The organism is Phenylobacterium sp. (assembly GCF_036402295.1).
Taxonomy (GTDB): domain Bacteria; phylum Pseudomonadota; class Alphaproteobacteria; order Caulobacterales; family Caulobacteraceae; genus Phenylobacterium.
In genome coordinates this window covers 1-14,379 of record NZ_DASWTE010000348.1, presented here as the reverse complement: position 1 = coordinate 14,379, position 14,379 = coordinate 1, and the positions used below count along the sequence as shown (strand labels likewise).

Sequence of the window (14,379 nt, the reverse complement as noted above, 5' to 3'; positions counted from 1 at the left end):
AGCTGGAGATGGCGATGGCGTACGATCACCTGGACGACGGCAAGTTCACCGACGAACGTACGGCCCTGGCCTCGGCGCTGGCGGCCAAGCCGCTGTCTCAGCAGGACCGCGAGGCGGTGCGTGTCGAGGCCGAAGCGCTGGTGCGCGCCGCGCGCAAGGCCGCCAATCGCCAGGGCGTGGTGGAGAGCTTCCTGCAGGAGTTCAGCCTCTCCACCCGCGAGGGCCTGGCGCTGATGTGCCTGGCCGAAGCCCTGCTGCGCACGCCCGACGAGGAGACTCGCGACCGCCTGATCGCCGAGAAGATCGCTTCGGCCGACTGGGCCAGCCACGCCGGCAAGTCGGACTCAGTGCTGGTCAACGCCTCGACCTGGAGCCTGATGCTCACGGGCAAGCTGATCGACCCGGACGAGGAGGCCCGCAACGACCTGCCGGGCTTCATCAAGAAGCTGGCCGGACGGCTGGGCGAGCCGGTGATCCGCCGCGCGGTCGGCGCCGCCGTGCGGATCATGGGCGAGCAGTTCGTGCTGGGCTCCACCATCGAGAAGGCGATCCGCCGCGCCAAGGCCGACGACTTCGTCTGCTCGTTCGACATGCTGGGCGAGGGGGCCCGCACCGACGCCGACGCCGACCGCTACGAAAAGGCCTATGCTGACGCCATCAACGTGGTCGGCCGGCACGCCGCCGACGAGGGCCCCGAGCGCGGCCACGGGGTCTCGGTGAAGCTCTCGGCGCTCTCGCCGCGCTACGAGGCCCGGCAGCGCGCCCGGGTCTTCGAGGACCTCTACCCGCGCATCCGGCGCCTCGCCGTGATGGCCGCCGACGTGAACATCAACCTGACCCTCGACGCCGAGGAGGCCGACCGACTGGCCATCTCGCTGGAGCTGCTGGACTGGCTGGCCCGCGAGCCCGCGCTGGGCGCCTGGCGCGGCCTGGGCCTGGCGGTGCAGGCCTACCAGAAGCGGGCGCCCCAGACGATCGAGGCGGTCGCCCAGATCGCCCGCTCCAGCGGCCGCCGGCTGATGGTGCGTCTCGTGAAGGGCGCCTACTGGGACTCCGAGATCAAGCGCGCCCAGGTGGCGGGGCTCGAGGGCTATCCGGTCTACACGACCAAGGCGGCCACGGACGTCAGCTACCTGGTCTGCGCCCGCGCCCTGCTCGGCGCCGCGCCACACCTCTACGGCCAGTTCGCGACCCACAACGCCCACACGCTGGCGGCCGTCCGCCTGATGGCCAGCCAGATGGGCCTGTCGCCCGAATTCCAGCGCCTGCACGGCATGGGCGAGGCGCTCTACGCCGCCGCCCACGACCGGTACGGCGACTTCCCGCTGCGGGTCTACGCGCCCGTCGGCAGCCACGAGGACCTGCTGCCCTACCTCGTGCGCCGCCTGCTGGAGAACGGCGCCAACACCTCGTTCGTCCACGCCCTGCTCGACGAGAAGACGCCGGTGGACCGCGTGGTCGTCGACCCGGTCACCGCGGTGGAGGCCGCCGGCGCCGGGCCACACCCGAAGATCCCGCTGCCGCGCGACCTCTATGGGCCGTCACGCCGCAACTCGATGGGCCTCGACCTGTCGATCGCCGCGGTGCGCGACCGGCTCGCGGCCGCGATCGTCAACCTCGACGACGAGATGCTGGAAGGTGCGCCGATCGTCTCGGGCGCGGTGGTCAAGGATGGCGCCGGCCAGTCGGCCGTTTCGCCCACCGCGGTTTCGGTGAAGATCGGCCAGGTCTGGTCGGCCGCGACCGCCGACGTCGACCGCGCCTTCGCCGCGGCGCATGCCGCTCAGCGGGCCTGGGACCTGCGCGGCGGCGAGGGCCGCGCCAAGGTGCTGCGGGCCATGGGCGACGCCTTGGAAGACGCGCGCGAGCGGCTGATCGCCATCTGCGTGCGCGAGGCCGGCAAGACGCTCGCCGACGCCATCGCCGAGGTGCGCGAGGCGGCCGACTTCTGCCGCTACTACGCCCACCTGGCCGAGCGGCAGTTCGCACAGCCGGAGACCCTGCGCGGCCCGGTGGGCGAGACGAACCAGCTCAGCCTGCACGGCCGCGGCGTCTTCGTCTGCATCAGCCCCTGGAACTTCCCGCTGGCCATCTTCACCGGCCAGATCGCCGCCGCGCTGGCGGCCGGCAATGGCGTGCTGGCCAAGCCCGCCGAGCAGACCCCGATCGTCGCCACCGAGGCGGTGAAGCTGTTCCATGCCGCGGGCGTCCCTGCCGACCTGCTGCACCTCCTGCCGGGCGACGGCGCCACGGTGGGCGCGGCGCTGACCGCCCACCCCGGCTGCGACGGCGTGGCCTTCACCGGCGGCACCGACACCGCCTGGGCGATCAACCGCACGCTGGCGGCGCGCCCGGGTCCCATCGTGCCCTTCATCGCCGAGACTGGCGGCCTCAACGCCATGTTCGTCGACACCACGGCGCTGCGCGAACAGGTCATCGACGACGTGCTGCAGTCGGGCTTCGGCTCGGCCGGCCAGCGCTGCTCGGCGCTGCGCATGCTGTTCGTGCCGCACGACACCGCCGACCTGCTGATCGATGGCCTGACGGGCGCCATGCAGACCCTGGTGGTCGCAGATCCCGCCGATCCGCGCACCGACATCGGCCCGGTGATCGACACCGAGGCCAAGGCGGCGCTCGAGGCGCACGTCGAGCGCCTGTCGAAGGAGGCCAAGGTCCTGGGACGTCTCGCTGTCCCGGAAGGCGGCCACTTCTTCGCGCCGACCCTGGCCGAGATCCCCGACGCGGCGTTCCTGGCCAAGGAGGTGTTCGGCCCGATCCTGCACGTGGTCCGCTACGACCCCACGAAGCTCACCCAGGCCGCCGCCCCGCTGGTCCAGGCCCGCTACGGCCTGACCCTGGGCGTCCACAGCCGGATCGAGGCCTTCGCCGAGGAGGTGCAGCGCGCCGTCCCGGCCGGCAACGCCTACGTCAACCGCTCGATGATTGGCGCGGTGGTCGGCGTCCAGCCGTTCGGCGGCGAGGGTCTGTCCGGCACCGGCCCCAAAGCCGGCGGCCCGCACGCCCTCCTGCGGTTCGCGTTGGAGCGGGCGGTAAGCGTCAACATCACGGCGCAGGGCGGCGACCCGGCGTTGCTGAACCTGGATGCTTGATCGTCTCGCGAGCTGGTTCGAGGGCCTGCGGAGGCCCCGCCCGGCTTCGTCCGTACGCGCGCTGTTGCGCTACGAACCGGCCGCCGAGACGCTCTCCGTCGAAGCCCTCTTCGGCAGGTTTGTCGACTTCTACCGCGAGCAGCCGTTCGGCGGGCTCGACCCCGCCGACGACGCCGACATGCTGCTCTTCCAGTTCGGCTGCTACGACTGGGGCGACGGCGAGCGGTTCGAGGTGAGCGTCACGCGACAGTTCGCGCACAGGGGGTCCGAGGGCGAGCTGAGCCAGCTTCACGCCGACTTCTACTTCGAACCCGAGCCGGACTTCCGGGCCCTGGGCGCCGACGACAAGTGGTGCCAGTCCCCTGCCCAGGCGAGCGCCTTCCTGGCCGATATCCTGGCCGGTCCGGCCGTGGCTGCGGTCCGGGCGCTGCAGCCCGTGCGCCGCGAGATCTCGTGGGAGCGCGTCTGACGAGCCGACCTGCCTAGTACGGAAACGCCTGCATGAACTCCGAGAGCACCGCTGGACGGCTTGCGTGCGCGTAGAGGAAATACGGCCCGCGCGTCCACGCGAGGAAGTCGAGGATCTTGTAGAAATAGGGGGCCGACGAGACGCAGTAGACCTCGCCGCGGCGGTCGATTCTCTTGTCGGAGACGACGTCCTGGCGGCTGGTCTGGACAGCGGCCTTCACCTCGGCGGGCGAGCCGGCGCGGCTCAATCCGACGAAGATGGTGTCCTTGCCGGCGCGGTAGGTGACGTTGAAGTCCTCGTCCGCCGGGATCGCCGCGCCCCTCGCGACCTCGTCGCGCACGAAGCGCCCGACCTTCGCAGGCAACACCTGTGAGACGAGCGTCCCCGCGGGCTCAGGCCGCGCGGCGATGCCATAGGGGATGATCTTCGCGCAGGGCTCGGCAGGCGCAGCTTGGGCGCTTACGGCCAACGCCAGGGCCGGCGTCAGGATGGCGACAATCGGAAGCTTCATGCCTTCGTCCTCTGACCAGGACGAAGCCTACACGCGGTTGCCGCGGTCGTCCCTGACGACGCTGAAAGGACCGGGATCGGTCTGGTCCGGGTAGTGGATCTTCTCCTCGCCTACCTTGCGCGTGCCGATGGATCATCAGCTCCGCGACGGCGGCCGACGTATTGAGCAGATGGTGGCCGTTGGCCGCGCCTGCGGGGAATCCCGCGAAATCGCCGGCGCCCAACTCGTGCTCCCCGTTCTCGTCGCGCAATGTTACCGAGCCGGCGAGGACGTAGACGAACTCGTCCTCGCCCTCGTGCCAGTGGGGTCGCGAGCTTGCCGAGCCGGGCTCCAGCGAAAGGTGATTGACCCCGAACTGGGTCAGCCCCACCGCCTTCCCGAGCTGCCGCTCCGCGGCGCGCTCGCCGAGCGCGACCTTGACTGACTTTCAGAGGCAGGCTCGCATCGGCCGTGAGACTCAAGGACGGGAAGCGCCAGATCGGCGCTCTTCCGACGAAGGAGCGGTCCGGAGCATGCGGTATGCGGCGCTGGCGACCATAGCTATCGTGGCGGGCCTCCTTGCGGCCTGTGCGTCGACGGGGGCGACCAATCCTGCGACACGCCCTGCTGCTCAGGACCATGCGCGCCAGTTGGAAACGGTGGCCCAGGCGCTTGCTGCTACCGAGGCGAAGCACACCTCCGACCTCAATGCACTCGACAGCGCTGCGCCCGGCGCCGACGCCGAGGCGCAGGTCGAAGCCCTAATGCAGGGCTACCTGAAGGCGCGGCGCGACGTGCTGACGCCGCTGGCCGCGGAGGGAAACGCCGAGGCGATGATGCGGCTGGCCGCAGAGGTGCGGGACGGCTCGTCCCCCGACGAGATCACACGCTGGCTGGCGCTTGTGAGCCGCGCGGCGGACCTGGGTCACCCCCTGGCGCTGGACGAGATGGTGCGGTGGCATTGGCACCAGCGGGGCGACGGCTCGATCGCCTTCGTCCAGGCGAGCCGGGCCCGCGCGCTGACGTTCGCCGACCGGGCGGCCAGGGCCGGCAACATGTACGCGATCACACGCATCGGCGGCTATGTCGTGGGTGACGTCCACCAGTATCCCGCGAATCCGGAGCTCGGGCGCGAAGTGACAGAGTTGTGCGCGCTGACCGGCTACGACATCTGCCAGGAACTGCTGGCCCGACCTGCGCCGTCCGGCTACGGGGTGTCGCCGGTCGAGACCCACCTGTGGCTATCTCGGCTCGCCGAGCGTCATCCGGAACGGTTCGAGGCCCGGCGTGACTTGGTTTGGCGCGAGCTCACGCCGGAGCAGCAGTCGGCGGCGCGGGCGGCCGCAGCGGCCTGGGGTCCCGTCCCCTGGCCGGCGTTGCAGGACGAGTGGCGCGATCTCGAGCGCCGCATCCTCGCCCACGGCGCCGCCTCCATCGGCGCCGACACGCCATGCACGACCCCGACCCCTTGGTGCCGCGGCGCGCTGGCCCACGGCGGGGCTGGCGCCGTGAGATGATGTCGCGCGGCCGTCACGTCGGTTACGCCCCCACCATCGGCGCAGCCTCGGCGCTCGTCACCGTGAACGTGACCAGCTCGGCCGGTCCGAAGGTGTTGGCGATCGGCACGTCCACCGCGTCGCGGCCGTGGGCGATCAGCACCCGGCCCATGCGCGGCATGTTGTTCCGCGCGTCGAAGGTGCGCCAGGCGCCGCCGAGGTAGACCTCGAACCACGCGCTGAAGTCCATCACACCGGCCACCGGCACGCCGAGGTCGCCCAGGTAGCCGGTGCAGTAGCGCGCCGGGATGTTCATGCAGCGGCACAGCGCGATCGCCAGGTGGGCGTAGTCGCGGCACACGCCCCGGCCCTCGCGCCAGGCGTCGTACGCCGTCTTGTCCGGTCGCGCGTGATCATGGCTGAACGCGATGTGGTCGTGGACGTAGTCCGTGATCGCCTGCACCAGCGCCCAGCCGGGCGGCCCAGCGCCGAAGAGCGACCAGGCTGCTTCGCTCAGCCTGTCGGTCTCGCAGTAGCGGCTGCCCAGCAGGAACAGGATCACGTCGTCGGGGAGGTCTTCCACCGCGTGCTGGACGGCCTCGGGCTCGTAGGGGTCGATCAGGCCACTGTCGCGGATGATGAAGTCGGCCGAGAGCGTCAGGCGCCCCGGCGGCGCGAGCAGGCGGCTGCAGATGTTGCCATAGCCGTCCAGGTACTGGCGCACCGGGAGTATGGGCTCGGTGCGCAGCCAGTCCGGGGTCTCCAGGTCATCCCGCCGGCTGGGGTGCACGCTGAGCGTCAGCAGCATCGGCACGGGAACCGGGCAGTCGTAGACGATCTCGAAGCCCGTACGGATGCGCATGGGCCGTGCGCCGGCGGTCAAGGCGTTCGTCCGATCGAACGGGCGGAACGGGTCACTGGCCGCTTCCCAGGGGGTTCGGGGCGCGCGCCGCGCGGCGTCCGTGCAGGCGCTCACGCTCCTGGCGCAAGCGGTCGACTTCGGCGGACAGGTCGGCGACGTCGGATTGCAGCTGCCCCACCCGGGCCTTGAGGTAGGCGTTCTCGCGCGTCAGCGCCTCGTGGGTGGGCTCGGTCATGTCGGCTCCAGGCTCATCGGTATCTCCGTAGCCCGAGCAGCGCGAACGCGAACGGGATGGCGGCGGCGGTGACCACAAGCAGCGCCGAGACGATGAACAAGCTGAACTCCTCATGCGCGCCGGCCCGCCGGACGAGCCGGCCGCCGATCCACGCACTTTTTCTTCGTCTTACTTGGGTGTTCGGGTCGCGAATATCAATAAGAGACATTCGAACTTGTATCGAGTTGGACGTCACAAAATGTTTTCGGCCAAGTTCTATTTATCTCTCTGATTGAATGATCCTGAATGTGCAGGATGTGATACTTTCATGGGGCGTGATGAATTTCCTTGCGATGGATTTTCGCGCGCCAACGGAGTTCCAAGCTATGACGAGAATCACATGAGCCGCCCGATAAAGCTGGGCGGCCCGCCCTACGTTCCTGCGGCCCGAGGCGGCCTGGTGGATAGCCGTTCGACTGGCGCCTCGCGGCCCACCCCACAGCGCACGATGCTCAGCGACCCGCGCAGCACGCGATAGCCGGCGGCGATCCCACATCGCGGTTGACCCCACCCGCGAACCGGCGCGTGAAGGGCTCATGACCAGGGAAACCGTCCACATCGTGCAGGCCTACGTCCGCGGACGCGGCCGGGGTCTGAAGGCGGAGCAGCAGGTCGGGTGCAAGACGGCGGAGGAAGCGCGGCGGAAGGCCGAGCGGTTGGGTCCGCTCCGCGTCGGAGTCGTCGCCTTCTCGGTCACGGCGGACACCGAGCTCGGCGACTACGACGAGCGCCCGGTGATCCTCTTCAGCTCGGGCGAGCTGCCGCCCCCTTTCACCGAGGCCTGAAGCCCGACGGGGGCTCAGACGCGGGTGAAGTCCATGTGCCAGTTCATCTCCCAGGTCTTGCCGCCGTCCGGCGAGAACGCCTGCTCCCAGACCGCCGTGCTGCGCGTGATCTTCGACCACTCGTAGCGAACGACCACCTTGCGGCCCTCCTGCACGTCGTCGCTGAGGAAGGTCCCGACGCCGTCCCTGAAGCCCCCCTTGACCGGAGGATCGGTGGGGCCGTGCGGGTTGCGGCCGTCGATCCACCAGATGGCCCAATGCTGCGCCTTCGGGTCGTAGGCGCGGACGCCCATGGCGCGGTAGGCGCCGCCGGGCAGGTCGAGCCAGTTGTCGTCCATGTTGCCGAACCCGCCCATGGTGGGCTGGCAGACGCAGGTCCCATCGAAGGTCTGCCACTCGGTGCTGCCGACCAGCCGGCCCTTCAACCGCCGATGCCGCACGCGCCAGGAGCCGTGCAGGAAGTCGAAGTCGCGCGGAACGTCGGCGGCCGGTGCGGCCGAGGGCAGGGCGGCCAGGGCGCCTCCAAGAACGCCACTTGTGGCGGCGAGCTGCATCAGGTGGCGGCGGCTGGGTTCGGACATGGGAGACCTCGCTCAAGGATGTGAGGTCGGTATGCAGCCCCACAGCTGACATCGAACGTCAGCATTTCCGGCGCGGCGCCACTTTCAGGCCGCGCCTGACGTTCTAGGTCCCGGAGCCGGCCACGGGGCGAGGGACTTGATGACGCTGCAGCAGGCCCTGGCCTTCGGGCTGATGGGCGCGACGATCACCGGCTTCATCTGGGGCCGATGGCGCTACGACGTGATCGCCGTCCTGGCGCTGCTCGTCGGCGTCACGCTGAACATCGTGCCCGCGAAGTCGGCCTTCGACGGCTTCAAGAACGACATCACCGTCATCATCGCCTGCGCCCTGGTGGCAAGCGCCGCCTTTGCGAAGTCGGGCGTGGTGGAGCTGGTCCTGCGCCCCGTGCTGCCGCACCTGAAGGGCCCGACGTCCCAGGTGCTGCTGTTCGCCGGCGCGGTGACGGCGCTCTCCATGGTCACCAAGAACGTGGGTGCGCTGGCCATCATGATGCCGATCGCGCTCACGGTGGCGAGGCGAACCGGCACGCCGCCCTCGCGCCTGCTGATGCCGATGTCGTTCGGGGCGCTCCTGGGCGGCACGGTCACGCTGGTGGGCACCTCGCCCAACATCATCGTCTCCCAGGTGCGCGAGGAGGTCCTGGGGCGGCCGTTCGAGATGTACGACTACGCCCCCGTCGGCCTGGGCGTGACCGCCGTGGGCCTGGCGTTCCTGGCCGTGGGTTTCCGCCTGCTGCCCGCCTCGCGCCCGACGCCCGAGACGATCGACGCCGCGCTGTCGGCCAAGCCCTACGTCACCGAGGTGGAGGTGCCCGGCAGTTGGGAGGGCGGGCCCACCACGATGGCCCGGCTCTCGCGCCTGGCCAATGGCGAGGTCACGGTGATGGCGCTGGTCCGCGACGGCGAGCGCCACGCCGCGCCCCACGCAAACATGCGCCTGCGGCCGCACGACGTGCTCCTGCTCGAGGGCGCCCACCAGGCCCTCGACGACCTGATCGCGCGCCTGAAGCTGCGCCTGACCCGCTCGGACCGCCCGATCACCATGGAGGCGCCCACCGAGGAAGTGCGGATCGTCGAGGCCGTGGTGAGCCCCGACTCCATGATGATCGGCCGCTCGGCGCGGCAGGAGGACCTGCACACAACCCACGGCGTGAAGCTGCTGGCCGTGAGCCGCAGCGGCTACCGCATCATCCGTGCGCTGCGCACCCTGCCACTGCGCGCCGGCGACCTCGTCGTGATGCAGGGCGCTGAGAACACGCTGCCGGGCGCGCTGCGCACCCTGGGCCTGCTGCCGCTGGCCGAGCGCGAGGTCCGGCTGGGCGACATGCGCCGCACGCTCGCGCCGGCGGTCATCCTGGCAGGCGCGATGATCCTGGTGGCGCTGAAGCTGGCCCCCGTCGCCATCGCCTTCTTCGGCGCGGCCGCCCTGATGGTGGCGATCGGCGCGATCCGCATGCGTGAGGCCTACTCGGCGCTGGACGGGCCGCTGCTGGTGCTCATCGCGTGCCTGATCCCGGTCTCGGACGCGATCCGCGCCACCGGCGGCTCCGAGCTGATCGCCCAGACCATGGCCGACCTCTTCCGCGGTCAGCCGGCGATCCTGGCGCTGGGCGCGATCATGACGGTGGCGATGGCGGCGACGCCGTTCCTCAACAATGCGGCGACAGTGCTGATCGTCGCCCCGATCGGGGCCAGCCTGGCGCAGCTCTTGGGGTTGCGGCCCGACCCGTTCCTGATGGCCGTGGCCATGGGCGCGGCCTGCGACTTCCTCACCCCCATCGGCCACCAGTGCAACACCCTGGTGATGGCGCCCGGCGGCTACCGCTTCATCGACTATCCGCGGCTGGGCGCGCCCTTATCGGTGCTGGTGCTGGTAGTCGGCACGCTCCTGATCGCGATGGTTTGGCCACTGGTTTAGTGGGTGTTCACAGTGTCGTGAGCGGCTGACTTGCGTAACGGATTCCGCCGAGGGGGCGGCCCCGCGCGTTAATGTCTCATTAGCGAAAAAGTCTGTGTGCGGCGGACCCGCCTCATTGACGAGTCGTGACTGTCAGTGCCCCATATGTGGACTGGTTCGGGGGTTGGACCACTATATGTAGGGCGGGAGGCCATAGAGCCTTCCTTCGAGGGGCGTAGGGCAGGGACATGAGTGAAGCGGCCAAGGTTGGGATTGCCGAGACTTCTGAACGGGTTGCCTCCCGGGCGGAGCGACCGCAGCTGCAGCTCGTCCGCAAGGTGGAGGTCGACCGGTCGCGCGACGCGCTGCTGACCGACTTCGGCAAGACCACCCTGGAGGACCGCTACCTGCTCTCCGGCGAGAGCTACCAGGACATGTTCGCCCGGGTGGCCACGGCCTATGCCGACGACGCCGACCACGCCCAGCGGATCTATGACTATATCTCGAACCTCTGGTTCATGCCGGCGACGCCGGTGCTTTCGAACGGCGGCGCGGGCCGCGGCCTGCCGATCTCCTGCTTCCTGAACGCCGTGCCGGACAGCCTCGAGGGCATCCAGGGCGTCTGGAACGAGAACGTGGCGCTGGCCTCCAACGGCGGCGGCATCGGCACCTACTGGGGCGGCGTGCGCTCCATCGGCGAGAAGGTGAAGGGCGCGGGCCAGACCAGCGGCATCATCCCCTTCATCCGGGTGATGGACTCGCTCACGCTCGCCATCAGCCAGGGCTCGCTGCGTCGCGGTTCGGCCGCGGTCTACCTCGACATCCACCACCCGGAGATCGAGGAGTTCCTGGAGATCCGAAAGCCGTCTGGCGACTTCAACCGCAAGAGCCTGAACCTCCACCACGGCATCAACATCACCGACGAGTTCATGGAGGCCGTCCGCGACGGCGCCATGTTCGGTCTGCGCTCGCCGAAGAACAACGAGGTGATCCGCGAGGTCGACGCCCGCTCGCTGTGGCAGAAGATCCTCGAGATCCGTCTGCAGACCGGCGAGCCCTACCTGATCTTCTCCGACACCGTGAACCGCGCCATGCCGCAGCATCAGCGCGAGCTTGGCCTGTCGGTGCGCCAGTCGAATCTCTGCAGCGAGATCATGCTGCACACCGGCAAGGACCATCAGGGGCTGGAGCGGACCGCCGTCTGCTGCCTCTCCTCGGTCAACGCCGAGACCTTCCTGGAGTGGCGCGACCACCCGACGTTCATCGAGGACGTCATGCGCTTCCTCGACAACGTGCTGGAAGACTTCATCGTCCGCGCGCCGCCCGAGATGAAGCACGCCGTCTACGCCGCTCGTAGGGAACGGTCCGTCGGCCTCGGCCTCATGGGCTTCCACTCGTTCCTGCAGAGCCAGAACGTGCCCTTCGAGAGCGCGATGGCGAAGAGCTGGAATATGCGCCTCTTCAAGACGCTGCGCCGCCAGTGCGACGCCGCCTCGCGCAAGCTGGCCGCCGAGCGCGGTCCCTGCCCCGACGCGGCCGAGCGCGGCGTGATGGAGCGCTTCAGCCACAAGCTCGCGATCGCGCCGACCGCTTCGATCTCGATCATCTGCGGCGGCACCTCGGCCGGCATCGAGCCGATCCCGGCCAACGTCTATACGCACAAGACGCTCAGCGGCACCTTCGCGGTGAAGAACCCCTTCCTCGAGAAGGTCCTTGACGAGAAGGGCCAGAACACCTCGGCCGTCTGGGACTCGATCCTGGAGAACGAGGGCTCGGTGCAGCACCTCGACTTCCTCAGCCAGGACGACAAGGACGTTTTCAAGACAGCATTTGAAATAGATCAGCGCTGGGTGGTAGAATTGGCCGCTGATCGGACGCCAGATATCTGCCAATCCCAATCCGTCAACCTGTTCTTGCCAGGTGACGTTGAGAAATGGGATTTGCATATGCTGCATTGGACTGCTTGGGAGCGGGGTTGTAAGTCGCTTTATTACTTGCGGTCCAAGTCGGTGCAGCGGGCGGCGCATGCGGGGGGCGAGGGTGCGGCGGTTGCCGAGCTCCGGGTCGAGGGCAAGACCGACTACGAGGAATGCCTGGCCTGCCAGTAGGCGGGGCTGCGGCGCCCGGTCGCGGGGCGGTTTAACCCTGCCGCAATTCGCGTGGCGCGATTCTGCAGTTGCCGCCCCGGCCGATCGTGGAACTATGGGAGCGGGGACCCCGCCGCGCGGGCGGGGGATCGGGAGATGTGCATGCGTCGGATGGCCGTTGCCGCCATCTCGCTTTGCGTAACCGGCGCCGCGGGCAGCGCGGCGGCTCAGCCGCTCGTTCCCGACCTGACCAACGACATCCTGAACCGGGCCGCCTTCGCCTCGCGCGAGGTGCGGATCTCGGACCGCAATACGCTCCGCATCGACAGCGACCGCCTCCGGATCGCGCCGGCCGGCCTCATCGACGACCGGGTGGACGTGACCTTGGTGCGCCGCTGGCCGGGCGCTGTCAGCTTCCGCTCCGAGGGCGGCCTCGAGTTCGACGTGGCCCCGCACGCGGGCCTGGGCGTGGGCAGCCGCGGCGGCCAGGCCGAGGGCGGCGCCATGCTGACGGTCTCGAAGTCGCGCGAGCAGCAGGCGCTGGACCGGCTGCGCGACATGGGCGTCGAGGACGGCGCCAAGCTGGGCGACAAGGGCCGCTGGTACCTGTTCGCCGCCGCCAGCGGCCGCGCCGTCGGCCTCAACATGCTGAAGGGCGAGAACGGCTGGGACCGCGCTGGCTGGACCACCGACCCCACCGGCGCCCTGGTCGGCGACGCCCAGGTCGGCGTCGGCTGGCGCAAGGGCGACATGCAGAGCTCGTTCGGGGTCATCCACCGCGAGGTGAAGGGCAAGCACATGGTGTTCGGCCAGCAGACCCGCGACGACACCGTCGCTGCCTTCACCTTCAGCTTCCGGCCGCAGAAGTAGCCCGACGGGCTACATCCGATCCCACCCCTCGAAGAATGGATACCGCTCGGCCCAGAACGCCGTGAGGCGTGGGTCTTCGTCCACGCGCCGCACGACCTCGCCCATCCGCGGCGCCACCTCGTAGAACCGCTGGCGGCGCGGGCGGAAGCGGCTGACGACGGTGACGTAGACGTCCAGCAGGGTCATCGCGTCGCCCAGGATGTAGCGGGCGGGCGCGACCTGGCGCTCCATGATCGCCCAGCACTCGGCGATGCGCTGGTTCAGGCGGTCCTCGACGACCGCGACCTGGGCGGGGTCGGAGACCAGCCGCATCGGGTCGTCCTTCAGCCAGTAGTGGGCGTAGATCGCCGAGCTCACGAACCCCATCCAGCGCAGGAACTGGGACCGCCGAGGGTCGTCCGCGGCGGGCGACAGCCCGGCCTGCGGGTGCAGCTCGCCCAGCCGGACCAGGATGGCGGCGCTCTCGGTCATCACTTCGCCGGACGGAAAGACCAGGGCGGGCACCTGGCGCATCGGGTTCGCGCCGAGGATGCGGTCGCCGGCCGCCTTCGCGCCGGGGTCATAGGTGGGCGCCTCGATCAGCTCGTACGCAGCCCCGATCAGGGTCAGCGCCGCCTCGACGGCGACTCCGCCGGAGCCGAGGGCGGAATACAAGATGTAGCGGTCGGCCATACTCTATCCACAATCCGTAGCTATATTATCCACCCGATGCGACGAAACTCCCGCTGCGCGCCGCGCGGAAGAAGCTTACCTTTCTCTTAACGGGAGAGGGGCTCCCTGATTCGAAGGGCGAGGGTCCGTATGACCAACATCAAGAAGCTGCCGGGCCTGCTCACCCCCTCCTACGCCTACAAGCCGTTCCGCTATCCGTGGGCGTACGAGTTCTGGAAGAAGCAGCAGCAGGTCCACTGGATGCCCGAAGAGGTGCCGCTGGGCGAGGACCTGAAGGACTGGGCGGTCAACCTGACCGACCGCGAGCGTAACCTGCTCACCCAGATCTTCCGCTTCTTCACCCAGTCGGACGTGGAAGTGAACGACAACTACATGGAGCGCTACTCGAGGGTCTTCAAACCCACCGAGGTGAAGATGATGCTGGCCTCGTTCTCCAACATGGAGACGATCCACATCGCCGCCTACGCGCTGCTGCTCGAGACGATCGGCATGCCGGACAGCGAGTTCACGGCGTTCCTCGACTACAAGGAGCTGCGCGACAAGCACGACTACATGCAGCAGTTCGGCGTCGAAACGCATGCCGATATCGCCAGAACGCTGGCCATGTTCGGCGGATTCACGGAGGGCCTTCAGCTTTTCGCCAGTTTCGCGATGCTGATGAACTTCCCGCGCCACAACAAGATGAAGGGCATGGGCCAGATCGTCAGCTGGTCGGTGCGCGACGAGAGCCTGCACTGCGAAGGCATCATCAAGCTGTTCCACGCCTTCAACGCCGAGACCAAGTGC

14 protein-coding genes are annotated in these 14,379 nt (G+C 69.1%); 8 read left to right on the top strand and 6 right to left on the bottom strand.

All coding sequences use genetic code 11. The annotated features are described in order from the left end of the window. Positions 1-14: 14 nt before the first annotated feature. Both putA and VGD44_RS20710 read left to right on the top strand, forming a co-directional pair. Positions 15-3,110, top strand: coding sequence for a bifunctional proline dehydrogenase/L-glutamate gamma-semialdehyde dehydrogenase PutA (putA, locus tag VGD44_RS20715; protein ID WP_331090279.1), 3,096 nt, complete (start codon positions 15-17; stop codon positions 3,108-3,110). Continuing rightward, positions 3,103-3,579, top strand: a complete 477-nt coding sequence (locus tag VGD44_RS20710; protein ID WP_331090278.1) for a hypothetical protein — start codon at positions 3,103-3,105, stop codon at positions 3,577-3,579. Before putA ends, VGD44_RS20710 begins: the two co-directional genes overlap by 8 nt. Before the next feature lie 13 nt (positions 3,580-3,592). On the opposite strand, the gene VGD44_RS20705 is transcribed toward VGD44_RS20710, so the two are convergent. Both VGD44_RS20705 and VGD44_RS20700 read right to left on the bottom strand, forming a co-directional pair. Beyond that, positions 3,593-4,090 carry a hypothetical protein gene (locus VGD44_RS20705; RefSeq protein ID WP_331090277.1) on the bottom strand — a complete coding sequence of 166 codons (498 nt, stop codon included), beginning with the start codon at positions 4,088-4,090 and terminating at the stop codon, positions 3,593-3,595. Further along, the gene (locus VGD44_RS20700) at positions 3,972-4,460 is read right to left on the bottom strand and encodes a cupin domain-containing protein (protein ID WP_331090276.1); all 489 of its coding nucleotides are present in this window, start codon (positions 4,458-4,460) and stop codon (positions 3,972-3,974) included. Before VGD44_RS20700 ends, VGD44_RS20705 begins: the two co-directional genes overlap by 119 nt. Positions 4,461-4,602: 142 nt before the next feature. Between VGD44_RS20700 and VGD44_RS20695 the strand changes: the two genes are divergently transcribed. After that, entirely contained in the window at positions 4,603-5,586 is a 984-nt protein-coding gene (locus tag VGD44_RS20695; RefSeq protein WP_331090275.1) for a hypothetical protein, read from the top strand. A gap of 22 nt (positions 5,587-5,608) precedes the next feature. Here the strand turns inward: VGD44_RS20695 and VGD44_RS20690 are convergent, their stop codons facing one another. Continuing rightward, positions 5,609-6,427 carry a transglutaminase family protein gene (locus VGD44_RS20690; protein ID WP_331090274.1) on the bottom strand — a complete coding sequence of 273 codons (819 nt, stop codon included), beginning with the start codon at positions 6,425-6,427 and terminating at the stop codon, positions 5,609-5,611. 52 nt (positions 6,428-6,479) lie between these two features. After that, entirely contained in the window at positions 6,480-6,662 is a 183-nt protein-coding gene (locus VGD44_RS20685; RefSeq protein ID WP_331090273.1) for a hypothetical protein, read from the bottom strand. A gap of 575 nt (positions 6,663-7,237) precedes the next feature. Between VGD44_RS20685 and VGD44_RS20680 the strand changes: the two genes are divergently transcribed. Continuing rightward, on the top strand, positions 7,238-7,486 hold the full coding sequence (locus VGD44_RS20680) for a hypothetical protein (RefSeq protein ID WP_331090272.1): 249 nt from the start codon (positions 7,238-7,240) through the stop codon (positions 7,484-7,486). Between the two features lie 14 nt (positions 7,487-7,500). Here the strand turns inward: VGD44_RS20680 and VGD44_RS20675 are convergent, their stop codons facing one another. Then, positions 7,501-8,067: a DUF1579 domain-containing protein gene (locus VGD44_RS20675; protein ID WP_331090271.1), complete on the bottom strand. Its 567-nt coding sequence runs from the start codon at positions 8,065-8,067 to the stop codon at positions 7,501-7,503. A gap of 139 nt (positions 8,068-8,206) precedes the next feature. Here VGD44_RS20675 and VGD44_RS20670 point away from each other — a divergent pair, with 139 nt between their 5' ends. From VGD44_RS20670 to VGD44_RS20660, 3 genes are all read left to right on the top strand, one after another. After that, positions 8,207-9,985, top strand: coding sequence for an SLC13 family permease (locus VGD44_RS20670; protein WP_331090270.1), 1,779 nt, complete (start codon positions 8,207-8,209; stop codon positions 9,983-9,985). Positions 9,986-10,212: 227 nt separating this feature from the next. Continuing rightward, positions 10,213-12,072, top strand: coding sequence for a ribonucleoside-diphosphate reductase subunit alpha (locus tag VGD44_RS20665; protein ID WP_331090269.1), 1,860 nt, complete (start codon positions 10,213-10,215; stop codon positions 12,070-12,072). Between the two features lie 141 nt (positions 12,073-12,213). Further along, positions 12,214-12,921, top strand: a complete 708-nt coding sequence (locus VGD44_RS20660) for a lipid A-modifier LpxR family protein (protein ID WP_331090268.1) — start codon at positions 12,214-12,216, stop codon at positions 12,919-12,921. 9 nt (positions 12,922-12,930) lie between these two features. Here the strand turns inward: VGD44_RS20660 and VGD44_RS20655 are convergent, their stop codons facing one another. Then, entirely contained in the window at positions 12,931-13,593 is a 663-nt protein-coding gene (locus VGD44_RS20655; protein WP_331090267.1) for a glutathione S-transferase family protein, read from the bottom strand. A gap of 129 nt (positions 13,594-13,722) precedes the next feature. On the opposite strand from VGD44_RS20655, the gene VGD44_RS20650 reads away from it, so the two are divergent. Then, positions 13,723-14,379, top strand: a 657-nt coding sequence (locus VGD44_RS20650) for a ribonucleotide-diphosphate reductase subunit beta (RefSeq protein ID WP_331090266.1), incomplete at its 3' end; no start/stop codon positions are given.